Below are 25,941 nucleotides of genomic sequence, written 5' to 3'. Positions count from 1 at the left end.
TTGAAGTATAAAGACTTGTCGAAAATTGCACTAGATCCATATAGCACAGATAAGAGTATCGATTTACTCAAGCTGCATGGGGTTAGTGCGCCTGATTCTGTGATTGAACAGTTTTATATTGATCATAATGCCAACAGTCGCTTTTTAGCTCTCTACGGTGATCTATCACTTCCTGATCTAAAGTGGGAGCTAGTTGATTTTGATACGACGAAGTTTTTGCAGATAGGTAGCAATGCTTCATTTCCTGATTTTCTTGAGGAGGTATCTGAAGATGCAGCGCATTTCAACGACATCGGAGAGGCAGTGATTGATTGCCGAGAGGAAGTACTCAATCATTGGAAAAAGCATGGTACTTGGTTAACTCCACCGATATTTCTAGATGCAAATGTTCTTGGTGGTAAATCTGGCATACCTCATTTAGTTGAGGGGCATTCAAGGGTTGGGTGCCTGCTTGGTATTCAAAAATATAAAATCATTCCTTTGGCTGACAGGCACAAAGTGTATTGGGGCTCTCTTCGCAAAGGCACATAACAAATTGTTCAAGAGTGATTCGGCACGCGTGGCATTTTTGCTATGCGTCAGGTTTAGCGGTTAAGGTGGTATGCAGAGGCTTCTGTATTGCGTGCCTCACACCTTAACAAGGCGTTAGCTTACAAGCCCAAAAAATCAAAATCTTATGGTTTATGTTCGTTTTGGTCCAACATGAAATTTAATGTTTTGACGGGATTTTAAGTTGCCTATTTCGAGCTGTTTGTTGTGGGTTTTGGCTTTGAATCAGGTGTTGTTAGTCTATGAACATCATGGTTTTTCGAGTGTAGGTTTGATTTGTCGGTGATAATCCCAAAATCGCCTCGTCTTTGCTCATATCTGAATTTTGTGTGTGAAAATAGCAATTCCAATCTCAGCATTGGTAGGTGAAGTTCCGTGAGTCTCCACGCTAGGCGGTTTTGGCGTAGTTCAAGGTAATACCAAATTCACAGGCAGAAGCTGTCGGCTATATTTTAAGTTTCAAGTCGATGCTTTATAGCGGTGTAAGATGTTGTTTTGGTTTGCAATAATTTGCAAGTGATAAGCTAACAAAGCATTCAAGACGGATTCGCAACGCGGGGCATTTTTGGTTTGCTTCAACTTTAGTGTTTACGGCACAATACTTTAAGCGCAGTGGTCTGCGTTGCTCACCACTTAATGCGGCGTTAGTTGCCAACGAGAGAAACGGAGCTAAAACAAAATGTTTAGGGCTAATCTCCTTATATTTTTGGTTCGGCTTCGTACTTCAAATTTGAGTTATTCGAGTTTGCGAAAATCGGATTCTGGTTTATTTTGTGGTTAGATTTTCTATTTCATAAACCGATTTGCTTGTTGAAAGTTAGCTCTGTGACATTGTCTTTTCAAAAGAGCTTCTTGGTGTTGTTAATCTGTTTTCTACGGCGCTGTATATTCCAAGTGGTTTCATTGACAGGCGCTTTGAAACTACGCCTGATTTGAGTTTTTCAAAGCACGTAAAAACAGCGATGGCAAAGCGGTAATCAACTTCAAAGCAAAGCTTTAGGTTTGGCAACTAACAAAGCATTTAAGAGGGATTCACAACGCTTGGCAGTTTTGGTTTGAATTAGCTTAAGTGTCTACGGCACAATAGCTTAGGTTGGGTGGTGGCGTTGTTCACCCCTTAATGCGGCGTTATGAAGCAAGAGGAAATCTGTACGTGAAAGAGTTGGATAATGATGTTGAAGAATTGCTTCGTCGAGTAAAAATGACGACATCTTCTCGCTACGGAGCTAGTTTAAGGTTTAAATTTCACCATCGAGTTTCTCAGTGGACAGTAGCTTTTATATCAATAGCTTTGTTAATCATTCCCATGGCTCAGGCTTGGGGTTTAGCTATTGGAATTGATAATCAGCAACTTAACTTTATTCAATCTATTTTGGCGGTATTAGTTCTTGTTTACTCTTTATTGCTAGGGCAAGAAAACTTCATTTCTCGCTCTGAAGCAATGCAAAGAAATGGCGTTGAGCTTGGTAAGTTCGCACGCAAACTAAAACCATATATCCGTTCTTGTACTGAAACCCAATATTCGGAGTTAGTTGAAGAATACTATGCGATTCTTGAGAAATATGAAAATCATGAAATCGTAGACTATTACGCGACGAAACTTGAAGTTAAGCCAACTGAGTTCGCAGAGTATTTTGGCTATATCTGGTTCAGTGTGAAGTTTTGGTATCATCAACTTAAAGGCTTAATGCTGTATTTTCCAGCGTGGTTGTTTGTAGGGTATGTGCTCTATATTGTATTTGCATCACTCAACCCTGCTTCATAACAAAGCGTTTAAGACAGATTCCCAACGCATGGCATTTTTCTTTTCATCGTTGGGTTTTGTGTTTACGGTGGTATGGTTAGGTTTCGTGGTAGCGTTGCTCACTACTTAACGCGGCGTTATAAAACAAGAGGGCAAACATGGAAAAATCTGAATATGGTAAGTGGATTCATACTGCTTTTACTGGCGCAAGTTTTGCCTACTTTCTAGCAGTCATTGATAAGGTTGACCTGATTGTTTCAAACTACTCGTTAGCCTTTTCTACGTTGTCATTTGCCTTAGCATTAGCTTTAAACGCTATTTTTGCAATGGTTTACTATGGTTTCGACGGAGAACTAGATGTTACTGAAAAACTCTCTAAATATTGGTTGCTACGACGTTTCAACAGTTTGTCCCAGTGGTCGTTTATCTTTGCTGTGATTGGGTTGGTATATTTTGTCATTGAGCCAGTGGTGAGAATTGTTTTATAACAAACTGTTCAAGAGTGATTCGCAACGCGTGGCATTTTTACTATGCGTTGATTTTAGTGATTAAGGCGGTTTGCAGCGGCTTCGGTATTGCGTTGCTCACACCTTAACAGGGCGTTATGTTCAAGGAGGAGTATTTGAATACTATGTTGGAATGGAGCAATCCATACGAATTAGATTTAACAGAAGGTAAAGGCTTAGTTTACTTCGCCAGAGTTGTTGATGATGTAGGTAATGAATATCGTTACGTGGGGCAAACCAAACGAGGGAAGAAACGTTTAAATGACTACGTTAACAACGTTAGAAGGATACTTTCAGGTCTTCCTAGAAGGACAACTAAGGGGCAAGAGAAATATCGAGCCGTACATCTAGCACTGGCTAAAGCAACGCAAAATAATTGGTTTTATGAACTAAAACCAATTGAGATCACGGAACTCACAAAACTGAACGATTTAGAAAGCTCAAAAATTAAGGAGCTCAATTGTAACCTGAATGTAAAGTGGTCTTGGAATGTATCTGATTTTTCTGAGCTAAATCTTAGTGATATCCGTTAGTTTTGAACATAACAAACTGTTCAAGAGGGATTCGCAACGCGTGGCATTTTTACTATGCGTTGATTTAAGTGTTTAAGGTGGTATGCAGCGACTTAGGTATTGCGTTGCTCACCCCTTAACAGGGCGTTAGGCGACGGGCAGGAAAGTTCTTTGTTCTCATCTTCTTAGTTCCATTTAGCAGTTCGTCTTTCTATTTCGGCAACTTAGCATTGTCGGCTCAAATTCTTGAATATCTCCAACCGTAACACATGCCAAAATTCGTGGGCTGCCTCATTGGTTTTTAGTGTCGGTTGGTGGCAAGTTTCACTGGCTTAAAGTGCGGCAAAGGCAAGTCAATCGTAGCTTTCGTTTTTGCTATTAGCTCGTAGCTATTAGTTTCTCAGGTTCAAAAGCTACTTAGTCGCTGCAAATTCGCATTTCGTGGTTGTTGAAACCTTGGCTGAAACATAGTGGCTCTTATGGTTCTTGAATCACAAAAAGTGAGTGGGTGTTTGGTTGGTTATAGGGTTTCGGGTAATCTGCTTTCAAAACAACTTAAACACTGGAGGAAAACTTCGCCTAACAAGGCGTTTAAGGCGGATTCACAACGCTTGGCGTTCTTAGTTTAAATTGAATTTAGTGTTTAAGGTACAATGGCTTAGGTTTGGTGGTTTGCGTTGTTCACCACTTAACGCGGCGTTAGAAGCCACTCAAACTTAGGTAACTTAAAATGGCAATGGAATTATTTGTAGTTTTGGCATTAGAAACCTTGCCAAACACTTCTCAAATGAATGAACTGGCAGAGAAAGTATCGATTCCGATAGTTTATGAAGCTGGTATCGAGCTTCGAGATATTAAGGGGTATCTACCAGCCAAAGTGGCGGGTAGACAGTCAGGTTTGGAAATTCATACATCTGCATATGACACAGCCTCAATCAAATTGTCTTCTGTTGACGCACAGCAATATCAACAACCGGTGGTAGTTACTCTGAGGTGGGGAGGTGATTTCTCTGAAATGACATCAGCTCTTTCAACAGCGTATTTATTATCCGAGGGCTATAGTGCTATGACTTTTGAGCCCCAAACAAATACGTATTTGAGCACTGCGGAACTGAAAACAAGTGTTTTTTCAATGCTAGATACTGCGAAGTGATGGCTTCTAACAAATTGTTCAAGAGTGATTCGGCACGCGTGGCATTTTTACCATGCGTTAGGTTTAGTGGTTAAGGTGGTATGCGGAGGCTTAGGTATTGCGTGCCTCACACCTTAACAAGGCGTTAGCAGTCAAGGATGAATATGAAACAAAACTACCAAGTTCATGAAGACATGTATGTTGAAGCTCGCGAAGCTGGCTGGGAAGGTTGGGGTGGCAACGAGCGAATGTCTAAAGCAGTTTTAGTTGAGCGTTTTCTCGAGCTATTTAAACGAACGGTGCAAGGTAAACTGCTCGAACTAGGTTGCGGTGAAGGACATCATTGCAGAGCTTTCCAGAAGTTAGGCTTTGAGGTGGCAGGTATAGATATTTCACCAACCGCAATTGAATGGGCAAAGGAAAAAGCCAGAGCAACAGGAGTCGAGGGTAATTATTATTTAGCGGACCTAACGGTAGCGTCTCTTGAACTTCCAGAACGTTATGATGTTGTTATTGACGGTAATTGCTTGCATTGCATTATCGGTGCAGATCGAGTCATATTTTTGAGTCATGTTTATCGTTCACTGTCTGAAAACGGGGTATTTTTTGTCAGTAGCTTGTGCTCTAAAAATGAAATTAGCTATGAAACTTATAGGGATGGCAGTCCATATCGTCATGTTACCTCTGAAAGTGATCTAGTTGTTGAACTAGAGAAAGCAGGGTTCCAAGTGCTTCATGTCAGTGTCTATGAGCGTGAAACTTCAAACCACATAACGGTGTATGCGATAAAAGCATAATTTTGTGTAGAAAAAACTGCTAACAAATTGTTCAAGAGTGATTCGGCACGCGTGGCATTTTTGCTATGCGTCAGGTTTAGTGGTTAGGGTGTTATGCGGAGGGTTCGGTATTGCGTGCCTCACACCTTAACAAGGCGTTAGTACGGGTTTGACATCAAAGGTCATCAGTTTTGGTGTTTATCTGTTTTGGCGCTCGTATTTACACCTTTCAGTTAGTGCCTTTCACGTTCTTTCCGGTGGCACTATATGCGGAGTGTTTGCTTTGATTTCATCTTTTACGGTTTCTAACTCTTAGCCTATTTCTTTGGTACTTCTTCGTTTTTGCTGTACTTCCTAAGTTAATCTTGGCATTCGTTGGGTGCTGTTATCAAAGTACGAGGATCGAATCCTTTTCTAATTTGAATTCAATAAAAGTAGGGGAGTTCAGTACGTTTTTCTCCTAACCAACTCTCGTCTCTCAGCCGAGTTTAAGTTTTGTAGCTGCCCGTCTCACTTCAGCGTTCAAATCCTTTCATATCATCCCAATTTTCAATATCTTGGAGCGCATAAATAGAAGTGGCGCATGTACTAACAAATTGCTTAAGAGTGATTCGTAACGCGTGGCATTTTTACTTTGCGGTGGCTTATGTGATTAAGGCGCTGTGCGGTAGCTTTTGTATTGCGTTACTCACACCTTAGCAAGGCGTTAGGCTTCAAGGAGGAATTTGTTAGTGTTGATACCACAATGGGAATCCAAAAATTTGGTTTTCACTGAGTTTTCAAGTGATGAGGCGGAGCTAGCCAAGTCAATCTTTGACAGTAACTTAAATGTAAAAGCAATGGACCCAACGTTTAGGGAATGGTCTATCACCGAGTATGAAAAATTAATAGCTGAAAGCAACAAGTCAAAATTATCTGACGAGCAAGGTGCATTTTACCTAAGAAAAATTAGCACAAAGAAAGGTCAAGTGGTTGGTTATATACAGATGGAGTTTCATGCTCCGTCAACTGGCACACTTTGGCTTCCTATGTTAACAATTTTACCGAGTTTTAAAGGTAAAGGCTTGGGTTCAGAAATAGTTAGTAGTGTTATTGCCGTAGCCTGTGAGTACGCAAATCTACAAAACGTAGGTTTAAATGTTTATGCAGAAAACATTTCTGCTTTTAGGTTCTGGTACAGACAAGGTTTTACGCAAATTCGAGCTTTCGATCAAGAAATAGAATTCGGCAAAGAATACAATTGCTTAGTGCTATATCGTGAGCTGGAAGCCTAACAAACGCTTTAAGACGGATTCGCAACGCGTGGCATTTGTGGTTTGTGGCAACTTTAGTGATTTAGGTGGTATGCGGAAACATCGGTATTGCGTTGCTCACCACTTAAGCGGGCGTTAGGAGAATTAATGGAAAATTACATGTTGTCAGTTGCTATTGGCATTATTAGCTCTTTATTGGCTACTGGACTATTTATTGGGTTAAGTGAATTTGTTCGTCGAGTTGTACTTCCTTGGTATGAAGACAAAATCTACAGAGGTGTTCGCGTCGATGGTGCTTGGTCATTGATTAAAATATCTGACATCAATTTCGAAGATGAAGACATGAAAATGCATTTAACTCAGCACGGGGACCGTATCTCTGGGAGTTACTATCATGTAGATGATGGTAAGAAAGATGAGTATGTTGTATCTGGTCGAATATCAGGAATGTATTTTTTGGCGACAGCTGTTCCTAAAACTAGTCGTCAAATAGATGCCATATCTTTCTTGCTGCATATAGATACGAACCAAGGGCATCTACAAATGTCTGGTGGTGTTTTGAATCAGGGTAAACCTGGAGAAGTAAAAGTGCATGATGGATGTGTTTTCAAGTGGGATGGGTAAAAATTCGCCTAACAAAGCGTTTAAGACGGATTCACAACGCTTGGCATTCTCAGTTTAATTCTGTTTAAGTGTTTACGGCACAATGGTTTAGGTTAGGTGGTCGCGTTGTTCACCACTTAACGCGGCGTTAGCAATATTAAGAGGAAGTCAATATGACAGGGATTACAGATTTAGATGAACTGTTACGTTCGATGAGTCCAAAATTAGTAGAATCAGAGTTTGTATTTTGTACTGTTTCAGGTCAGCTTGCAGACTATGCTCAGTTAAATCCAGTAGCTACGTTTGCTGAATCTGAGGGCTTAACTTTGGTTCTTGAAAAGTCAGTTGCAGAGAAAGCTGCTTTGTCGTTTGAAGGTACGTATAGCCAAATCACTTTGACGGTTCACTCTAGCTTGGAAGCTGTTGGTCTTACAGCAGCAGTTGCGAGTAAACTCGCGTCAAAGGGCATCAGTGCTAATGTAATTGCAGCTTATTATCACGATCATATTTTCGTTCAAAGTAGCAAAGCTGAGGCAGCAGTTTCAGCGTTAGAAGAGTTCAGTGCTTAAGGTTGAGTCATATTGCTAACAAACTGTTCAAGAGGGATTCGCAACGCGTGGCATTTTTATTATGCGTTGGCTTTGGTGTTTAAGGTGGTATGCGGCAGCATCGGTATTGCGTTGCTCACCCCTTAACAGGGCGTTAAAACTAATTGGAAAGTACATTGGAAATCAAAGAAAAATCAAATTTACAAGAAAAAATTGTTCGACTCTATTTAAGATTGAATGGATTTATTACTGATGGGTTTATTGCTCATAGTAATATACATGGCGACAACCTTGCTGAAACAGATGTTATTGGTGTTCGTTTTCCTTTCCATACAGAAAGTGAACGAGAAGTCGCTGTTTGTGAAAAGCTGCAAATTCAAGATGGTAGCATCCATGTATTTGTTGGCGAAGTGAAGTCTCACGGTCAGCTATTGCAATTTAATGATGCTATTAGAAGCAATATTGAAGTTACAAAGAAAGTATTTAAGCGGATAGGTATTATTCCTGCTGAACAGGTTGATTCCCAAGCCGAATCAATTCATGGGCTCTTTCAACATCAGAATTTTACCCATTCAACACCAAGTCGTCTTGGTATCGATGGTACTAATTATGTCGTGTCTGCATTAATGTTTAAACCGGAAACGAACAACCAAAATCGAACTCAAAGTTACTTCGTCACTGGTACTGATATTTTTAGCTACATTTGGTCATGTTTTAGACCTACACAACCTCGATGCGGTTGTGCCACAACATATGATTATTCTGCATGGGGAGAATATGAAGAGTTGGTTAACTACTTCAAAGACCCTAGTAGAGAAACTCATGGAAACATGAGAGACCTATACAACTATGTAGAAGAAGCTAGAGCACAAGCGGAAAATTAGTTTTAACAAACTGTTTAAGAGTGATTCGCAACGCGTGGCATTTTTACTATGCGTTGCGTTTAGTGTTTAAGGTGGTATGCGGCGGCATCGGTATTGCGTTGCTCACACCTTAACAGGGCGTTAAATTACAAGAGGCAATATGAACTTCGAAGATGCATTAAATATAGTATCAGCGGCATTGGTTTCCATTGGCGGTGGCTCAATACTAATCTTAGGTTTAAGTTCATTTTTAGGAAAGGTTTGGGCACAGCGTATACTTGGAGCTGAAAGGACTAAATATGAACTTGAGTTAGAAAAGTATCGTGATGAACTGAGTAAGTTATCGTTTGAACATCAGTTTAAATTCCAGCGACTTCATGAACGACGAATTGACGTCATATCTCAAACCTATTCGTTATTGCGTACTGCTTATAATGCCGTTCAGCATTTAGCCTTTGAACCTGATGATCAACTGGACAAAAATGTAGAAATTGCAAAAAAGGCAGTGGTTGATCTTTACGCGTATTTTCCCCACAACAGAATTTACATTAACTATGAAGTTGCTCGTAAGATAACCCGCTTTCAAGTAGAGCTCGAAAGTACTATTGGCGAACTTGAATACCATGGGTATGCCTATTCTCATGAAGACAAATTTAACAGGGTACAAGGTAAACTTTCAGAGGCATTGACAGACCTCGAGCTCGAATTTAGGGGGCTTCTTGGGGAGTCTGTGTCAGCTGAAGAATTGTAATTTAACAAACTGTTTAAGAGTGATTCGCAACGCGTGGCATTTTTGCTATGCGTTGGTTTTAGTGTTTAAGGTGATATGCGGTGGCATCCGTATTGCGTTGCTCACACCTTAACAGGGCGTTAGCCCTCTCACCAAGCATGTAGAATCAAATAGAGGAAATGTACATGAATAAGTACCAAAAATACCCACTAAACTGTTCATCTTGTAATGCATTAACTCCTCATACTTTGATTTCAACATTTAACGATGATGAACAAAGTAAAGAGAAGCCAAGTGCGTTTTCATTTATCCGGGCGCTTGGCTTCTCTTTCGAAGTTTTTTGGCGAAGTTTAGTTGGCTCTTCTTACTATATTGCTAAAGAAAAACTATACCGTTGTGACAAATGCAGCAAAGTAGAGAAGCATTGAAAATAATAAGGCTAACAAAGCATTCAAGAGGGATTCACAACGCTTGGCAGTTTTGGTTTGAATTAGCTTAAGTGTTTACGGCACAATGGTTTAGGTTTGGTGGTGGCGTTGTTCACCCCTTAATGCGGCGTTAGTACGGGTTTGACATCAAAGGTCATAAGTTTTGGTGTTTATCTGTTTTGGCACTCGTCTTTACACCTTTCAGTTAGTACCTTTCACGTTCTTTCCGGTGGCACTATATGCGGAGTATTTGCTTTGATTTCACCGTTTACGGCTTCTAACTCTTAGTCTATTTCTTTGGTGCTTCTTCATTTTCGTGGCTTTTACTAAGTCAGCATTGTCTTTCTTTGGTGTTGTTGTTGAAGTGCGAGGATCGAATCCTTTTCTAATTTGAAGCCAGTAAAAGTAGGGCAGTTCAGTGTGTTTTTCTTCAAGCTAACTCTCGTCCCTCAATGGGGGTAAAGTTTTGTAGCTGCCCGTCTCACTTCAGTGTTCAAAGTCTTTCATATCATGCGACTTTTCAATATCTTGGAGCGCATAAATAGAAGTAGCGCATGTACTAACAAATTGCTTAAGAGTGATTCGTAACGCGTGGCATTTTTACTCTGCGGTAGCTTTTGTATTGCGTTACTCACACCTTAGCAAGGCGTTAGCTGTCTTCATCAAAATAATACGAAAGTAAAAAGGAAAACTATGAAATCACAAGTTCAAAACTTGTACAGACGAACAGGCATTACTAAGGAAAGTTGTTTCCACGCTGCACGCAGGCTTGATACGCACAATACCTTGTCTTTGTGGTCATTGACTACGTTAGCGTTTAGTTTGATAGTGATTTCTTTAATTACTCAGTTATATGCAGATAATCATTTCATTATTGAGTACGAGCGTTTTTTAGATTTTGCCATAACAACACTTTCAGTATTTGCTATGGTGATCTCGGTAGTCGTTCAGAAAAGTGACTTCTCGCTTAGGTCAGACAATTTTCGTAGGCAAGCGATGGAAATTAACGAGTTGCGTATATCCTTTCGTCATTTAAAAGACAAAGACTGTGCAACTTCGGAAGAAACAGAAGAACAACAGGCATTGTATGAAACCAACTCTAAACGTTATTCTGGGATACTTGATAGAAACTTAGTTCACGATCAGATCGACTACTATGTTTCAGCTACAACCGGCATTGAGCATAAGTATCACTTTACTAGGTTGGTGGTGACACAATACCTTGGTTATCTACTAATTATTCTATCTTCCATTAGCTTGCTAGCATGGTCATGTTGGAATACCTATCTAAATACGCTGCCAGTCAGCTAACAAACTGTTCAAGAGGGATTCGCAACGCGTGGCATTTTCACTATGCGTTGGTTTTAGTGTTTAAGGTGGTCTGCGGCGGCTTCGGTATTGCGTTGCTCACCCCTTAACAGGGCGTTATGTGCTTGGAGGGAAAATGCAATATATCGAAGTCAAAAGTAGCCAGATTCCGCTAGATTTGCTGCTTGAAGCCGATCCATCTGAAGCGAGTATTTCTTCATATTTATCCGATTCATGGTGCTTCGCTGCACTAGATAATGGGCGTGTTTTAGCAGCTTGCATAGTGAAACCACAAACCAATAGCCTTGCTGAGATATTCAATGTCTCTGTATATCCAAAGTTACAAGGTCAAGGTGTTGGTTCTGAATTGCTTAAATCGGTTCTGTCTCAGTTATCAAGTAAAGGAATCTCTCGTGTTGAACTGGGTACAGGCACCTTTGGTTATCAACTGACTTATTATCAGCGTCTTGGCTTTAGGGTTGACTCAATCGTCAAAAATTACTTTTTGCTGAATTATCCAGAGCCAATCTATGAAAATGGTATTCAACACAAAGACATGCTGAGATTGTACGCACAACTTTAGTACACACATAACAAACTGTTCAAGAGGGATTCGCAACGCGTGGCATTTTCACTATGCGTTGGTTTAAGCGTTTAGGGTGGTATGCGGCGGCTTCAGTATTGCGTTGCTCACCCCTTAACAGGGCGTTATGTGCTATCCTTCCATCTTTGACTCTTGTAGGTGAATCTAATGTCAGAAATGTATACGAAACATGCAGTTAAGTATGCTGAAGTAGTAAAAGACAATATTTACAATGCTTTACTGGAGCGTCCATCAACGATGGCTTTGTTGGGAGATCTACAAGGCAAAAGCGTTATTGATATGGGTTGTGGTCCTGGTGAATATGCTCGATGGTTGCTTGAACAGTCAGTAAGCCGACTGACTTGTACGGATAGCTCAGAAGAGATGGTAGGCCTAGTTAAAAATCAGTTTGGTTCAAAGGTTAATGCATACTGTCAGAATCTATCCGAAGGACTACCCCTTGAGGTAGATAATAGTGCAGACGTAATAATTTGTCCTTTGGTCCTACATTACATTAAAGACCTGACACCAATTTTCGAGTCGGTTCATCGGGTCTTGAAACCGGGTGGCTACATGGTTTTTTCGACGCATCACCCTTTTGCTGATTTTGAGTGCTCAAAGTCAGGTAACTATTTCGAGCGTGAGTTGGTCGAAGAGGAGTGGAATACGGTTGGTTCGCCAGTGAAAGTACAATTCTATCGCCGTTCGTTAGCTGAAATTAGCCAAGCAATTACGAACTCGGGTCTGGTTATATCAAGAATCAGCGAAGGTAAAATTGACGAAAAGGCGAAAAATATTTCCGAATCTACGTACAATGACCTAAAGAATAATCCGAACTTCATATTCTTCAGGTGTGAAAAAGTGCGCACATAACAAAGCATTTAAGAGTGATTCGCAACGCTTGGCGTTTTCGCTTCGCTCAAGTATAGCCAAGCGCTGCTCACACCTTAATGCGGCGTTAGGGCAATTCAAAGAGTTCGGAGGAAGTAATGAGTTTTCAAGGGCACAGATATATTACTCGCCAAGATGGAAGTAGTAAGGATAGTTGGGAGACATATACATGTGGTCATTGTGCTACCAAAGTTAGTGGGGCTGTAATAGCAAATTATGATTGGCGTGATAACTTTGGTCACACTCAGCTTAGTAAGTGGCTTCTATGTCCTAACTGTACTCGTCCGTCAGCAAAGTTTAACCATTCTTTATTTCCTGGCACTCAATTTGGACCTGTAGTACAAGGTTTACCAGAAGAAGTTGGCTCTAGTTATTCTGAAGCTCGACGTTGTATGGAAGTAAATGCTTTTACAGCCGCTGAATTGATCTGTCGTAAAATTTTAATGCATGTAGCTGTCGATAAAGGTGCAAAAGAGGGCGAGTCTTTTGCTAAGTATTTAGACTATTTGGAAACAAGTGGCTATGTAACTCCTCCAATGAAGGGATGGGTTGACTTAATTCGACAGCACGGCAATAAGTCAACGCATAGATTGGAAAGTCCAGAGAAGGAAAGGGCGCAAAGTACGGTAATGTTCACTGCTGAGTTGCTACGTTTAGTTTACGAAATGGAATACATGTACAAACAATACAGTAACTAATTGCCCTAACAAACGCTTTAAGACGGATTCGCAACGCTCGGCGGTTTTGGTTTGATTTGGCTTTTGTGTTTACGGTGTAGTGGTTGAGTTCTGTGGTACGTTGCTCACCACTTAAGCGGGCGTTAGGTGAAGCAGCGCACAGCAAACAAAAATAATCACCATAACCCCTTTATTTGCGCGGATAAAGCCTCCATATGAGATACGTTGCCCATTCTTTCTAGGAGTTCAAATGAGGGTTTCAGAGTATTTCAACATTAATCGAACACAAGCATATCTAGACTTTGTGGACATTCCTTTAGATACAGATTTAGCAGTGTTTTTGGATCCTAACGCAATAAAATCATTAGACTCTTCTTGGGGGAATGAGCTTTCTTCTTTTCTCCAATCGTTTTTTGAAACGGTCCTTAAGTTAATAAAAAATGGTGAGAATCAGAGGGCTAAAAAGCTTTTAGCGTCATTAAGCGAGGGTAATGAATTTCACCTGGGCTACTCTGTTGGTAAATCTCGGGGTCATGGTTTTGGGGACGAATCAGCCGACTCTGTATGGGATGCATTAACAAAGAGTAAAGCTGCAACCTCTGGTTTACTTCAAGACCTAGAAGATACAGCCTTACTTATTCATGGTATCGGCACTGACATGATTTCTGATGCTGTTTGCAACATTCTTCGCCGTTCTCTGATCAAATATACTCAGGACATGTGCCGATACTATGGTATTCCTTTAACACCTAACGTTGCTTCAGGTCCCTTATGGAATCCTCAGAAAGAAATCTGGGAAAACGAGTTTGTTGATTTACCTATAACCGATTATGGTAAAGTCATCTTGGTTCCTAAGGTTCTAGTGCGCAGCCGTCTTAGTTTTCAATATGATGAATACTATAGATACTACTTGCTTCCACAAATGCAGTCAGAGCACCTTAGAAACCAGACATCGCTTGTAGAAACTCTTAAAAACGGTTCTCAGCGAGTCACTAAAAAGGCACTAATGGAGAAATATGGCAAAGATAAACTTGCCGTAGTTGAACAGACGATTTTAAAACCATATGTCTTGGATGAATATCGTGAAGCTAAAGCAGACAGTCCTTCGAGCCCTCTTTCTCATGAACAGTTTTCTGAACTAGAGCAGATAGATAAACCAGACCTTGAAGAGTTGCTCGCAGAGCTCAAATCTCTGCCTGTCGGCAGAGAGACAGCAGAGGCGTACGAAGACATTATTGAAAAAATCCTTTCAGTAGTTTTGTATCCTTCGTTGTGCAATCCGACGAAACAGCACAAAATTCATGGTGGTCGCAAGAGAATTGACATCACTTACACCAATGAAGCCAAAGGTGGCTTTTTCTATTGGCTGGCAATGCATTACCCAGCTCCACAGATATTTGTTGAGTGTAAGAACTACGGAAAAGAAGTAGCTAATCCAGAAGTAGACCAATTGTCAGGGCGATTCTCCCCAAGTCGAGGTAAGGTAGGAATTCTTATATGTCGTTCTATCGAAAATAAGAAGCTACTGTACAAACGTTGCGTGGATACAGCACGAGATCAACGTGGGTTTATTATAGCTTTAGATGACGGTGATCTTGAATGCTTGGTGAATGAGTACATAGATAACCAAGGCTCCCAAGAATTCCCTCTGTTAAGAGAGTTTTGGAAACAATTGGTGAACTAATCACCTAACAAAGCATTTAAGAGTGATTCGCAACGCTTGGCAGTTTCGCTTCGCTCAAGTATAGCCAAGCGTCGCTCACACCTTAATGCGGCGTTAGGTGATAGGTACATTGGAGTATTTAAGTTGGATGATCCAAAAATATATACAGCTATAGTTGGTGTGATTGCTGCGTGGGTAACAGCAGCATTTGCTTTCTTCAATATGCTTAATACAAAGCATGCTAAGACATCCGAGTTTAGGCAGCAATGGATTGATAAGTTACGGGATGAGACTGCGGAACTACTCAGTACAAGTATGCTTGTCAGCCATTTGAATAAAGAAAGAGCTGAATTGATACAAAATGGTTCAGAAAAAAATAAAGCAGAAATCAAAATCAAAGAAAAAGAAATTTTGGACAGCTTTCAAAAAATAATGCGATTGAGAGTTACAATTTCGCTAAGAATTAATAAAAATGATAAAAATGCGAGTTTACGTAACTTAAACAACGAGTTTTTATCATGGCTAAATAACGTTTCGTGTATGGCAGATAGCCAAGATTTTGAAAGTTGCAAAAAATGTGCAATATCAGCACAAAAAATCGCTTCCCAAATCCTTAAAAAGGAATGGGAGCGAGTTAAGACTGGTGAGTTGGCATTCAAGTTAACAGTATTCTTATGTGTGCCATTTTTGATTGTAGGACTAACTGGTATTGTCTATTTGGTTACAAAAATCACCTAACAAACTGTTTAAGAGCGATTCGCAACGCGTGGCATTTTTACTATGCGGTGGTTTTAGTGTTTAAGGTGGTATGCGGCAGCTTCGGTATTGCGTCGCTCACACCTTAACAGAGCGTTAGTTCTCAAAGTTGTTTTAATATCAGTGGAGTAAGTATGTTTACAGGCATAATTCAGGCGGTAGCCGAAATTGTTGATGTGACAGATCAAAGAGGGATTAGAACTTTTGTTATCGACTTCCCTAAAGGGTTTTGTACTGATCTAGAAATTGGGGCAAGTATTGCTATTGACGGTGTGTGTCTGACAGTCACTGAAATACAGTCAGATGTTCGTGTTAAGTTCGACGTAATGCTGCAAAGCCTCTTGATCACAACTCTGAGTAAGTATTGCTCATCCCAATTAGTTAACGCTGAGAGAGCCGCAAAAGATGGGGCAGAAATTGGCGGTCACCCGCTATCTGGTCATGTGGACTTTAATGTAGCTATCGTCGACGTAAAACAAATTGAGGATAACTATTGTGTTCGCTTAGCACTCCCTGATGCTTGGAAAAGATACGTTTTCCCTAAAGGTTATATAGCTCTAAATGGAGCGAGCTTGACTGTAGCTGACGTAAATAAGCATGAAGGTTGGTTTGAAGTTTGGCTTATTCCTGAGACTCGTAGAATGACTGTTTTCGAATCAAAAGCCAGTGGTGACTTTATCAATATAGAAATCGAGCGTGGTACCCAAGTAGTTGTTGATACGGTTCGTGACACGTTAAATGAAAACCTTGGACCACTATTACCATTGTTTGAAAAACTCCTTTTAGAGCAAGGTGTTGATTTGGATTCACTAGGCTATAAACCTCAGGCACTCAGTGGTTCAAAGAACTAACAAACTGTTTAAGAGTGATTCGCAACGCGTAGCATTTTCACTATGCGTTGTGTTTAGTGTTTAAGGTGGTATGCGGCGGCATCGGTATTGCGTCGCTCACACCTTAACAGGGCGTTAGTACGGGTTTGGCATTAAATGTCATCAGTTTTGGTGTTTATCTGTTTTGGTGCTCGTCTTTACACCTTTCAGTTAGTGCCTTTCACGTTCTTTCCGGTGGCACTATATGCGGAGTGTTTGCTTTGATTTCGCCGTTTACGGTTTCTAACTCTTAGTCTATTTCTTTGACGCTTCTTCTTTTTCATGGTTTTTACTAAGTCAGAATTGTCTTTCTTTGGCGTTGCCGTCGAAGTGCGAGGATCGAATCCTTTTTCAATTTGAAGTCAGTAAAAGTAGGGGAGTTCAGTACGTTTTTCTTCTAGCCAACGTTCGTCTTCCCGACGGGGTAAAGTTTTGTAGCTACCCGTCTCACTTCAGTGTTCAAAGCCTTTCATATCATCTCAGTTTTCAATATCTTGGAGCGCATAAATAGAAGTGGCGCATGTACTAACAAATTGCTTAAGAGTGATTCGTAACGCGTGGCATTTTTACTTTGCGGTGGCTTATGTGATTAAGGCGTCGTGCGGTAGCTTTTGTATTGCGTTACTCACACCTTAGCAAGGCGTTATGTGTGTTGAGGAATTCCATCATGAAGTTAGAGAATAAACCCAAGTTTCCAATTTCAGTTACTTTTCTGGAAGATGGGGAAGTATGGGTACTTGATAATATCAACGAGCTTGGTTCAAACCTTGAGTGGTTCGACTCAAGTGACCCAGAAGAGGAAGCTTTGGTAAAGGATGCTGAGAATCGAGACGTTGTTCTTGTTGTAGAAAAACTTGAAGTGAAAGAGTTTAAGCTTGCTTAAAGCTGAATTATACAAGCTCCGATCGTCTTACAATAATGCAGGTAGTAGAGTCTGATAAACTAAAAGCCTTTAGCATTCGCGTTACCAAAGACCGGAATGGCAAGCGAAAATAACACACATAACAAACTGTTCAAGAGGGATTCGCAACGCGTGGCATTTTCACTATGCGTTGGTTTTGGTGTTTAAGGTGGTCTGCGGCGGGTTCGGCATTGCGTTGCTCACCCCTTAACAGGGCGTTATGTTCTTGGAGGTTTATGGAAAACTTCAAAATTAGCAGAGTCCACACAAAGTTAGGTATTTTCCGACTATCTGGAATCCTCAATAATGAAAGTGGTATTAAAAATATCAGCTATATTTCTGCTGAATATATGGGAACTGATGGCTGGTGCGAACTTAATTTACAGTCGGAGCATACTCAAAATTTACTGAGAGACATTCAAATTGAAGTGTTGCAGTACCTAGCGTGAGCAAGTTTGTTGCATCGACCAGACATAGTTTTGTAAATATCAGTGGCTTCAAATAGCTACGAACATAACAAAGCGTTCAAGAGGGATTCTCAACGCTTGGCAATTTTGGTTTTAAGTTTAGCTTTTGTGTTTATGGCACAATAATTTAGGTTTGGTGGCTTGCGTTGTTCACCCCTTAACGCGGCGTTATGCATCGGAGGTAAGTAAGTGAATCTTGAACAAGTGGTTGAATATATATGGAACAATAGCCATGAGATCAATTTTGGTGAGTCTGACGCATGGGATGACAACACATTCTTGTACGCATGGTTTAACGATAATTACCCCGATAAATGGGTCACTGGAAAGGATAGGCCTGGTTGGTATTGGTTTTCAGTTGATAGTAGCCTCCTAAGTGAGCTGGAGTCGATACAAAGACCAGAACAATTACCATTAAATGCATGTAATTTTGGTGCAGTTTTTACAGAAAACGAAATGTTGTTTGGTGGGGAACTTGTTCACAATAAACTGGAAACTAAAGTTATATATAATGGACATGAGTCAAATGTCATAAGCCGAATTAGGTCTCATTTTTCCGTATCAAATGATAGGACAGGAGCTCTTGGTATCAAGCATTATGATAGTCTTTCTGCTGAACGATGGACTGTTCATATGTTCCTGAAGCAACACCTAGATCTCGATGATGACCTATCTAATGAAGACAAGCTTCAAATCAAGCGTTTATGCGATTCAAAAACAGGACGTGTTGCAATAGAACAGGCGTGGCGTAGCAGATTTGGTTGGCCTGCGTTGTCCAAAGCATAACAAAGCATTTAAGAGTGATTCCCAACGCTTGGCATTTTTCATTCTATCGTTTAGTTCAGTGTTTACAGTGGTCTGGTTTAGTTTCGTGGTAGCGTTGCTCACACCTTAATGCGGCGTTAGGCGACATGAGACAAACGATAGACTAGTGGGTAGTATCTTGGCGTGAATCTAGCTTCAGTTAACAGAAAAGGAGTGGATTAATGAATGGTAAAGCATTTGATAATTGGCAAAAATCTCGAAAGAAAGGATGTTTAAATTGGCTTTTTAGAACCACTTTCGTCACAGCCATTTTGTACATGATTTTTAATGTTACTTTCTTTTACCCATCTTCTAATGCGGCAAGCATTACGATTTTCTTATCGGATAATGCTCTTAATTACTCAATTTACGCGATCGGGATGTTTTTCACATTTTGGGCTATCTGGTTATACAACGAATCTTCGTATGAGAAAGAAGTTAAACGTAGAAATGTCGCCTAACAAACTGTTCAAGAGGGATTCGCAACGCGTGGCATTTTCACTACACGTTGGTTTTAGTGTTTAAGGTGGTATGCGGCGGCTTTTGTATTGCGTTGCTCACCCCTTAACAGGGCGTTATGTAGCCGCGAGAGGACGGTAAGTTAAAAGGATTTATATATGTTAAATATTCGGCAAGCTCGCATTGAAGATATCAGTGTTATCAAGAAACTACAGTTTCAGCTTAATGAGTATCATCAAGCAAATTTACCTGATGACTTTTTATCACCGGAAGAAATTGAACAAAAAATAGACCTACACAAGATAATCAAAAGTGAAAGCTCGATTTTTCTGGTAGCCGAAAGTAATGGGCAGTTAGTAGGTTTTGTTTTTGGTGAGCTATGGGTTCGTAAGTCTTGGACACTCAAACAGCGAAAGATCGCAAGCGTTGAACAGATTGTTGTGGATTCATGCTTTAGGAGTCAGGGGGTTGGACGGGCGCTAATAGAGGCATTTGAGGAAAGGGCTATTTCTAACGGCGGAGAAGAGCTGTGGTTAGAAGTATATTCTTTCAATGAATCTGCTCTAGCTTTGTATCGCAAAGCTGGTATTGCGCCCAAAATCCAAATTGGACAGAAAGCACTACCCTGAAAGTCGGCTACATAACAAATTGTTCAAGAGTGATTCGGCACGCGTGGCATTTTTACTATGCGTTGGTTTTAGTGGTTAAGGTGGTATGCGGAAGCTTCGGTATTGCGTGCCTCACACCTTAACAAGGCGTTATGTGCTTTGGTGTTGATGACTAATAGATGTGCATGAAAGTCATTTTAAATTAGTAAAAGGAATTACTATGTCCAAAAAGGAATCGAATAAAAGTACTGCAATAAAGTTGGGTTTGTTTATGGCTGGCTCGGTATTTGGTGCAGCCTTGTATATCTTTTTTGCGTTTCCAACATCTTGATTGTTCGGGTTGCGAAATTTCGTCGCTTGAATAGTTCATGGTCAGGCTACATGTAGGGATAGAATGTAAGTTGCCATCGTATACATCATTGTCACACTTCTTATGGTTAAAGTGCTTTTAAAGAAGAAAGTCTCCAAAAGTGTACTTTTTTATTTCGCTCATGAACTCTATTTTGGTCCAGTTGCGGTCGCCTCTTATATCGATTTGCTGTTCTGTGAGCAAAGGTGTTCAGTTTAAGCACGCACATAACAAACTGTTTAAGAGTGATTCGCAATGCGTGGCATTTTTACTATGCGTTGGTTTTAATGTTTAAGGTGGTATGCAGCGACTTCAGTATTGCGTTGCTCACACCTTAACAGGGCGTTATGTGCTCTTCTTTCCCATTACCTATTGATTTTAAGTAAATTATCTCCATATCTACAGTTACAAACTTAATCGCATTGAGACATTTAAATGACTAAAGAAGAGTTGTTGGAAAAGATTGAAAGTAAAGAGGCGCAACTTCTCAAAGCGCAGTCTGAAAATACTGCTTGGAACAGAGGTAAGTATAACAAAAGCTCTATCGCGGAAGTCTCAAAAGTCTTTGTGAGCTCTCTACAGTCTGAAATCGCAGATCTCGAAAACCAGTTATCAAAACTAGAATCTTAAAGCCGCTAGAGTGTCTGTTTTGGCAATATAGTGAATGACTTTTAAGTTTACGACAAATTGGTAGCTAAAAGCCCTTAATAAGGGCTTTCTCATTAGGTTACTTATGGTTGTGTGTTTTCAAACTTGGATGTTTGGACTTGTTTTCTGGAGTAACACGACGTCTCTGGTCTGTTTTTCCAGTAGATATCGCTTTAGGTTTTGGTCCACGTTTAATGCTCATATATGTCACCTCTATAAGCTGATGGTTAGCAAAATTGCTTGGCGTATTATACTAGTGGCTTAGCTGGGTGTAAAATCAGTACTGTATACTAAAGCAGGTGTCTTTATTGTTCGAAAACGAGCACATAACAAACTGTTTAAGAGTGATTCGCAACGCGTGGCATTTTTGCTATGCGTTGCGTCTAATGTTTAAGGTGGCATGCGGGAGCATCGGTATTGCGTTGCTCACACCTTAACAGGGCGTTATGTGGCCGAGTACCCCACGTTTAGTAGACACTTTACTAAGTTAGATCTAGGGTCTAATTGAGAGGTGATTTATGGCTAAACATCGTAATCCAGCGTACACCGAAGAGTTCCGTAAAGAAGCAGTTCGCTTGGCCAGTCTTCCTGGCCGAACAGCCGTCTCCGTTGCCAAGGAACTGGGTATCAGTGCTCAGCAGATCCGGAACTGGAAGCGCCAGTTCACACGCCTATCTGATAAACAGTTTAACACCTTAGATGGTGTCGACTATTCGAAGAAAGAGTCCGAAGAGCTTCGAGCGCTAAGGCGCGAGAACAAGAGACTCAAAGATGAAATGGAATTCCTAAAAAAGGTCTCGGCGTACTTCGCGAAGCAGCAAGAGTGAAGTACGAGTTCATTGAAAGCTATGTCGGTGAGTACTCCATTAGCTTAATGTGCCGTACGTTAGAGGTGAGTCGAGGCGGTTACTATAAGTGGTGTCATCATACGCCGAGTGAGCGTTCAAAGCGGCGAAAGCGCTTTGAACAGCTCGTCATGTGTACCTTTGCCCAATATCGGGCACGTTACGGCTCAGTGCGAATAGCAGAAGAGCTAAACGAAGCAGGCCATGCCTGCTGCGTGAATTATGTCGCTGATATCATGAAGGAAAAAGGTATCAGGGCACGTAATGGCAAAGGGTTTAAATACAGCAAGGATGTAGCTGCGATGACGAATGTTGCCGACAATTTACTGCGTAGAGACTTTGAGTCCGAGACACCAAATCAGAAGTGGGTTACGGACATTACGTATATCTGGGTGAAGAGCCGTTGGCTCTTCTTAGCGACAGTGATGGACTTGCATTCAAGACGCATTGTGGGTTGGTCGCTTGGGACAACGATGACCGTCGAGCTAATCACTAACGCTCTAAAAATGGCGTTTGAGTCACGTAAGCCGCCTAAGGGCGTCATTATCCACTCAGACCGTGGTGTACAATACAGAGCCTACAAATATCAAGACTTCATGCGCAAGCATGGAGGTGTACCGAGCATGAGTCGGCAGGGTAACTGCTGGGATAATGCGGTGATGGAGTCGTTCTACAGTCGACTGAAAGTCGAACTGATATACGCAGAAGACTATCAAACTGTCGAAGAAGCCCGAATGGGCATCTTCGAATACATCGAGGTATTTTACAATCGCAGAAGAAGACACTCAGCGTTGGGGCATGTCAGCCCAGTTGAGTACGAAAGTATGTAGTTATGTACTGTCTACTTTTTGTGGGGTACACCAGTGGCAGGAGAGAATTTATGAACCCAGCAGCAGTTCTTGTTCATGTCCCTAATGTAGAGCAGGGATTAGATTGGCATCAAAAGGCCTTTCCTGAAGCGACGCCTGTCTACCACTCAAATTTTGATTTTACGGTATTAGACCTCAATGGCTTTTCTATTGAAATAGTACAAGCTGATGAAAAAGTGGGCTCTGGTAAAAATGGAACTGTTCTTTATTGGTCAGTAAACAATTTATCCAAGTCATTAGCATACTTTGAGGCTCTTGGTGCAAAGCTTTACCGAGGCCCAATGGAAATAGAAAATGGGCTTTCAATGTGTCAAGTTGAAGACCCATTTGGCAACTTAATTGGCTTGAGAGGCAAAGCCACATAACAAAGCGTTCAAGAGGGACTTGGCACGCGTGGCATTTTTAATTTGCGTTGAGTTTAGTGGTTAAGTTGTCATGCGGTTACTTTTGTATTGCGTGCCTGCGCCCCTTAACGCGGCGTTAGCTTTCTGGGGAGAGATAATGAGAATCAGACAAATTAAGGCTTACCGAGTAACATCAATTATTTCTTTGCTGTTAGGCATTACCGCACTACAGGAATTATATATAAGCGAAAACCTATTAATTATTGGTTTTGCTGTCGGTGTGCTGGGTACCTTCTTGCTAGGTAGTGCTGGGTTTTTTACGGTATTTCGATTTGTGTTTGCGTTTTTGAAGGAATCAAGTTTAAGCCTGTCTAGCCGTGTTCTAGGGTGTACTTATTCGGTGTTACCTGTTTTACTTTGGTACTTATGCAACGTTAAGTTCATATTGGTGCCTGCGGTGAATGCTAAAGAGCTTTCAACCTTCTTTATTCCATCGGCTTTGGCTGTGTTAAATGGAGGTATAGGGATAATCTTATTCTTCGGAGTCGTTGAAATAAATAATAAACTTCTGGGGAAAGCAGCAAGCTAACAAACTGTTCAAGAGGGATTCGCAACGCGTGGCGTTTTTACTTTGCGTTGATTTTAGTGTTTAAGGTGGTATGCGGCGGCATTGGTATTGCGTTGCTCACCCCTTAACAGGGCGTTATACGTTTTGGGAAGATCGGAGGCAAGAAAATGTCTGAAGAAGCGATTAAACTAGCAAAGAACCTACTCGAAACAGATGATAATTATATAGAAAACATAATTGCATTATCGCGTATTGGAAACGAAATGTATGGGCAATGCTGGAACACTGATTACCACGTATTTGGTCTCATAGCATCGGAGACGGACCATTTACCACTTAATCATGTTCGTTTGAATTGCTCAGAGGAGTTTCTCGTAAAAGCTGATAAAGAGCTAGTTGAAACGATGAAGTTTTATCGTTCCGATGTTGTTAGTGCTTGCAATAAGATCATCAGAAATATAAACGTATAACAAAGCGTTTAAGGCAGATTCGCAACGCGTGGCATTTTTGGTTTTAATCGGCTTTAGTGTTTACGGCACAATGTTTTAGGTCGGTGGTCTGCGTTGCTCACTACTTAACGCGGCGTTATACGAATAGAGGGAAATTATGTACAAAAGTAATGATTTTAACTTGGATTCAAAAGAGTTCAGGTTTAAGAAAGACTCATATCCTTTGTCTAAGATAAACAATGTTAGGGTTAAAAAGTTAAGTTTTCTTGATAATTTAGGTCAAGTTTTATTCTGGGTATGTGTTTTTTCAGGGGCAGTTTGGTTAGTTATTCCAAGGTTGGAAGAGGTGCCACAATGGCTACTAGTTTTAGTTCTTAGTCTGACGGTTGTAGGTTTGGTTTTTGCTCTTTTTCGTTGTTCTAAATATGCACTTCAAGTCGAGTTTCGTCACATAGATGAAACGGGCGTTCAATGGGTTAATGTCGCTAAGTCATACTCAAAGTCAGATTGTGAGTTATTTGAACAGCAAGTGTTGGCACTGAAGAAATTCGTATAACAAATTGTTCAAGAGTGATTCGGCACGCGTGGCATTTTTACTATGCGTTGGCTTTAGTAGTTAAGGTGTTATGCGGAACCTTCGGTATTGCGTGCCTCACACCTTAACAAGGCGTTAGGTGCTTGAAGGAAAAGGTAAGTATGGAAATTGCTTTTCAGCAGATAAACATTGATGATTTCGAATTGTGCGTAGCTGCGAGAAAAGATGCATACTTTTGTAGTTTTGGGCATTACGATGGTTTCGACGACTTCATCAGTGGTTATCGTGAACGAGTATTAGACCGGCTAGCAACATCAGGATGGTTCTATATCCATATATTTGTGGATGGTCAGTTTGCAGGGCAGTTAGAGTTTCGTAGCTTTTCACCCGAGCCGGAGACTGGCTATGTGCATCTCATTTACTTAAAGCCGAATTTTCGTGGTTCAGGTCTCGCTGCAAAATTGCAGGATTATATTGTAAGCGCATTGAGTACAGCGGGTTGTTTGCGTGCTGTACTTTCAGTAAGCCGAACTAACCATAGAGCTCTCACATTCTACAAGCGCCATGGTTGGGAGTTCGTGCGCAAGAATCCCAAGCACGATGAAACCGACTTTTACCAACTTTGGCTACGCACCTAACAAACTGTTCAAGAGGGATTCGCAACGCGTGGCATTTTCACTATGCGTTGGTTTTAGTGATTAAGGTGGTATGCGGCTGCTTCGGTATTGCATTGCTCACCCCTTAACAGGGCGTTATGCGCTAGTGCATTTAAAGATCGAGGGATGTATGGATAATGAACTACCAAAAGCGATGGTATTGAAAACAATAGATGGTAGACATGTGGGTTTCATGTTGTTAGCTCCCAATTCAGGCGAGTCGGGGGAATGTGTTTTCAGTTTATCTGCGTCATCTGCAGAGGTAATCGATAGCAATTTAGGTGTCGTTCTATCTGAGCTTAAAGTTTCTGGCGAGCATAAATACGTGGTGGAAACCATAAAAGATGGGTACTTAATTAATATTGCACCAATAGGCCTACCTAACGTTCAAGTTCAGCTTAATCATCAGTTCTCCGGAGATATAGTTACTGATATTGAAGGACGAGTCGCTTCTATTGGAACAGCTGAATTAGTGGAGCAAAGCGCATAACAAACTGTTTAAGAGTGATTCACAACGCGTGGCATTTTTACTATGCGTTGACTTTAGTGTTTAAGGTGGTGTGCGGCAGCATCGGTATTGCGTTGCTCACACCTTAACAGGGCGTTATGCGCTCGCAGAAATGGAGATAATCAATCATGGAAGATTTAGCTAATTCGTTAAGAAGTTCTGGCCTAAAAGTCAAAATTAAAAAAGGAAAAATTGCAGTTCGGCTTGACGGGCTTTCAAATCCGGTTTCGATAATAAAAGATATACCTGATGATGAGTATAAAGTGAAAACTAATGATTCGATTCCATCGATAATTGCCTGTCTTTTGCTTTTTATTGGTCTGTCAGGTATTTATGAGTTTAGTGGTAATGCTTTGATAAATATTGCACTTATCTCCGTTTCTATATTGTCTTTTGTTACAGTGTTACTTACAGAGTTTAAGCTGACTAAATTACGCGCTACTGTAGTTGCTTTCAATCGTGGAGAACGCGCATAACAAATTGTTCAAGAGTGATTCGGCACGCGTGGCATTTTTACTATGCGTTGGTTTTAGTGGTTAA

General features: G+C 40.8%; 35 protein-coding genes. 34 read left to right on the top strand and 1 reads right to left on the bottom strand.

Features of this window, described 5'->3' with window-relative positions:
• From R7044_RS09835 to R7044_RS09695, 25 genes are all read left to right on the top strand, one after another.
• On the top strand, positions 1-531 hold the full coding sequence (locus R7044_RS09835) for a hypothetical protein (protein ID WP_140376626.1): 531 nt from the start codon (positions 1-3) through the stop codon (positions 529-531).
• 1,171 nt (positions 532-1,702) lie between these two features.
• Entirely contained in the window at positions 1,703-2,314 is a 612-nt protein-coding gene (locus R7044_RS09830; RefSeq protein WP_225455516.1) for an SLATT domain-containing protein, read from the top strand.
• A gap of 137 nt (positions 2,315-2,451) precedes the next feature.
• Entirely contained in the window at positions 2,452-2,781 is a 330-nt protein-coding gene (locus R7044_RS09825; RefSeq protein ID WP_225455515.1) for an MFS transporter permease, read from the top strand.
• 134 nt (positions 2,782-2,915) lie between these two features.
• Positions 2,916-3,332, top strand: coding sequence for a hypothetical protein (locus R7044_RS09820; protein ID WP_009705222.1), 417 nt, complete (start codon positions 2,916-2,918; stop codon positions 3,330-3,332).
• Between the two features lie 709 nt (positions 3,333-4,041).
• On the top strand, positions 4,042-4,464 hold the full coding sequence (locus tag R7044_RS09815; RefSeq protein ID WP_081235040.1) for a hypothetical protein: 423 nt from the start codon (positions 4,042-4,044) through the stop codon (positions 4,462-4,464).
• Positions 4,465-4,601: 137 nt separating this feature from the next.
• A complete protein-coding gene (locus R7044_RS09810) occupies positions 4,602-5,240 on the top strand; it encodes a class I SAM-dependent methyltransferase (protein ID WP_042524094.1) in 639 nt (212 codons plus the stop codon).
• Positions 5,241-5,950: 710 nt separating this feature from the next.
• Positions 5,951-6,493 (top strand): GNAT family N-acetyltransferase, encoded by a 543-nt coding sequence (locus tag R7044_RS09805; RefSeq protein WP_031841509.1) that lies wholly within the window; start codon positions 5,951-5,953, stop codon positions 6,491-6,493.
• Between the two features lie 126 nt (positions 6,494-6,619).
• Positions 6,620-7,096: a hypothetical protein gene (locus tag R7044_RS09800; protein WP_140341218.1), complete on the top strand. Its 477-nt coding sequence runs from the start codon at positions 6,620-6,622 to the stop codon at positions 7,094-7,096.
• Positions 7,097-7,248: 152 nt separating this feature from the next.
• Positions 7,249-7,644: an ACT domain-containing protein gene (locus tag R7044_RS09795; protein WP_225455514.1), complete on the top strand. Its 396-nt coding sequence runs from the start codon at positions 7,249-7,251 to the stop codon at positions 7,642-7,644.
• A gap of 155 nt (positions 7,645-7,799) precedes the next feature.
• Positions 7,800-8,507: a hypothetical protein gene (locus R7044_RS09785; RefSeq protein ID WP_025628562.1), complete on the top strand. Its 708-nt coding sequence runs from the start codon at positions 7,800-7,802 to the stop codon at positions 8,505-8,507.
• A gap of 139 nt (positions 8,508-8,646) precedes the next feature.
• Positions 8,647-9,237 carry a hypothetical protein gene (locus tag R7044_RS09775; RefSeq protein WP_225455513.1) on the top strand — a complete coding sequence of 197 codons (591 nt, stop codon included), beginning with the start codon at positions 8,647-8,649 and terminating at the stop codon, positions 9,235-9,237.
• A 164-nt stretch (positions 9,238-9,401) separates the two neighbouring features.
• Complete coding sequence (locus tag R7044_RS09770) at positions 9,402-9,644, top strand: hypothetical protein (protein ID WP_225455512.1); 243 nt, start codon at positions 9,402-9,404, stop codon at positions 9,642-9,644.
• Between the two features lie 693 nt (positions 9,645-10,337).
• Entirely contained in the window at positions 10,338-10,955 is a 618-nt protein-coding gene (locus R7044_RS09765) for an SLATT domain-containing protein (RefSeq protein WP_225455511.1), read from the top strand.
• Between the two features lie 133 nt (positions 10,956-11,088).
• Positions 11,089-11,535: a GNAT family N-acetyltransferase gene (locus R7044_RS09755; RefSeq protein WP_078231703.1), complete on the top strand. Its 447-nt coding sequence runs from the start codon at positions 11,089-11,091 to the stop codon at positions 11,533-11,535.
• Positions 11,536-11,703: 168 nt separating this feature from the next.
• A complete protein-coding gene (locus tag R7044_RS09750; protein WP_225455510.1) occupies positions 11,704-12,408 on the top strand; it encodes a class I SAM-dependent methyltransferase in 705 nt (234 codons plus the stop codon).
• Between the two features lie 116 nt (positions 12,409-12,524).
• The gene (locus tag R7044_RS09745; protein WP_193268670.1) at positions 12,525-13,124 is read left to right on the top strand and encodes a DUF4145 domain-containing protein; all 600 of its coding nucleotides are present in this window, start codon (positions 12,525-12,527) and stop codon (positions 13,122-13,124) included.
• A gap of 229 nt (positions 13,125-13,353) precedes the next feature.
• Entirely contained in the window at positions 13,354-14,787 is a 1,434-nt protein-coding gene (locus R7044_RS09740) for a hypothetical protein (protein WP_225455509.1), read from the top strand.
• A gap of 123 nt (positions 14,788-14,910) precedes the next feature.
• Positions 14,911-15,504, top strand: coding sequence for a hypothetical protein (locus R7044_RS09735; protein ID WP_213987838.1), 594 nt, complete (start codon positions 14,911-14,913; stop codon positions 15,502-15,504).
• Positions 15,505-15,656: 152 nt separating this feature from the next.
• A complete protein-coding gene (locus R7044_RS09730; protein ID WP_225455508.1) occupies positions 15,657-16,373 on the top strand; it encodes a riboflavin synthase subunit alpha in 717 nt (238 codons plus the stop codon).
• A gap of 685 nt (positions 16,374-17,058) precedes the next feature.
• Positions 17,059-17,274 (top strand): hypothetical protein, encoded by a 216-nt coding sequence (locus R7044_RS09725; RefSeq protein ID WP_047517973.1) that lies wholly within the window; start codon positions 17,059-17,061, stop codon positions 17,272-17,274.
• 254 nt (positions 17,275-17,528) lie between these two features.
• Complete coding sequence (locus R7044_RS09715; protein ID WP_225455507.1) at positions 17,529-17,741, top strand: hypothetical protein; 213 nt, start codon at positions 17,529-17,531, stop codon at positions 17,739-17,741.
• Positions 17,742-17,948: 207 nt separating this feature from the next.
• Positions 17,949-18,545 carry a hypothetical protein gene (locus tag R7044_RS09710; protein ID WP_069546263.1) on the top strand — a complete coding sequence of 199 codons (597 nt, stop codon included), beginning with the start codon at positions 17,949-17,951 and terminating at the stop codon, positions 18,543-18,545.
• A 200-nt stretch (positions 18,546-18,745) separates the two neighbouring features.
• Positions 18,746-19,024, top strand: a complete 279-nt coding sequence (locus tag R7044_RS09705) for a hypothetical protein (RefSeq protein WP_225455506.1) — start codon at positions 18,746-18,748, stop codon at positions 19,022-19,024.
• Between the two features lie 156 nt (positions 19,025-19,180).
• Positions 19,181-19,651: a GNAT family N-acetyltransferase gene (locus tag R7044_RS09700; RefSeq protein WP_152815896.1), complete on the top strand. Its 471-nt coding sequence runs from the start codon at positions 19,181-19,183 to the stop codon at positions 19,649-19,651.
• Positions 19,652-20,414: 763 nt separating this feature from the next.
• Positions 20,415-20,609 (top strand): hypothetical protein, encoded by a 195-nt coding sequence (locus R7044_RS09695; RefSeq protein ID WP_225455505.1) that lies wholly within the window; start codon positions 20,415-20,417, stop codon positions 20,607-20,609.
• 97 nt (positions 20,610-20,706) lie between these two features.
• Here R7044_RS09695 and R7044_RS09690 read toward each other — a convergent pair whose 3' ends face one another.
• Positions 20,707-20,829, bottom strand: coding sequence for a hypothetical protein (locus tag R7044_RS09690; RefSeq protein WP_263856996.1), 123 nt, complete (start codon positions 20,827-20,829; stop codon positions 20,707-20,709).
• 316 nt (positions 20,830-21,145) lie between these two features.
• On the opposite strand from R7044_RS09690, the gene R7044_RS09685 reads away from it, so the two are divergent.
• The 9 genes from R7044_RS09685 to R7044_RS09640 all read left to right on the top strand — a co-directional run bounded on the left by R7044_RS09685 (position 21,146) and on the right by R7044_RS09640 (position 25,877).
• The gene (locus R7044_RS09685) at positions 21,146-21,454 is read left to right on the top strand and encodes a transposase (protein WP_004413754.1); all 309 of its coding nucleotides are present in this window, start codon (positions 21,146-21,148) and stop codon (positions 21,452-21,454) included.
• The gene (locus tag R7044_RS09680; RefSeq protein ID WP_230238872.1) at positions 21,451-22,302 is read left to right on the top strand and encodes an IS3 family transposase; all 852 of its coding nucleotides are present in this window, start codon (positions 21,451-21,453) and stop codon (positions 22,300-22,302) included. The genes R7044_RS09685 and R7044_RS09680 overlap by 4 nt, the downstream gene beginning before the upstream one ends.
• Before the next feature lie 50 nt (positions 22,303-22,352).
• Positions 22,353-22,706: a glyoxalase/bleomycin resistance/dioxygenase family protein gene (locus R7044_RS09675; protein WP_172563190.1), complete on the top strand. Its 354-nt coding sequence runs from the start codon at positions 22,353-22,355 to the stop codon at positions 22,704-22,706.
• 136 nt (positions 22,707-22,842) lie between these two features.
• Positions 22,843-23,274, top strand: a complete 432-nt coding sequence (locus R7044_RS09670) for a hypothetical protein (RefSeq protein ID WP_172563191.1) — start codon at positions 22,843-22,845, stop codon at positions 23,272-23,274.
• 146 nt (positions 23,275-23,420) lie between these two features.
• On the top strand, positions 23,421-23,723 hold the full coding sequence (locus R7044_RS09665) for a hypothetical protein (protein WP_054730763.1): 303 nt from the start codon (positions 23,421-23,423) through the stop codon (positions 23,721-23,723).
• Between the two features lie 136 nt (positions 23,724-23,859).
• A complete protein-coding gene (locus tag R7044_RS09660) occupies positions 23,860-24,258 on the top strand; it encodes a DUF6232 family protein (protein ID WP_025539256.1) in 399 nt (132 codons plus the stop codon).
• A 140-nt stretch (positions 24,259-24,398) separates the two neighbouring features.
• On the top strand, positions 24,399-24,875 hold the full coding sequence (locus tag R7044_RS09655; protein WP_005500215.1) for a GNAT family N-acetyltransferase: 477 nt from the start codon (positions 24,399-24,401) through the stop codon (positions 24,873-24,875).
• A 148-nt stretch (positions 24,876-25,023) separates the two neighbouring features.
• Positions 25,024-25,383 carry a hypothetical protein gene (locus tag R7044_RS09650; protein WP_104979452.1) on the top strand — a complete coding sequence of 120 codons (360 nt, stop codon included), beginning with the start codon at positions 25,024-25,026 and terminating at the stop codon, positions 25,381-25,383.
• A 146-nt stretch (positions 25,384-25,529) separates the two neighbouring features.
• Positions 25,530-25,877 carry a hypothetical protein gene (locus tag R7044_RS09640; protein ID WP_172563192.1) on the top strand — a complete coding sequence of 116 codons (348 nt, stop codon included), beginning with the start codon at positions 25,530-25,532 and terminating at the stop codon, positions 25,875-25,877.
• Positions 25,878-25,941 lie beyond the last annotated feature (64 nt).

The organism is Vibrio sp. 1402, assembly GCF_033340275.1.
Note: the sequence above shows the minus strand (reverse complement) of the source record. Positions and strands in the feature narration are given on the sequence as shown.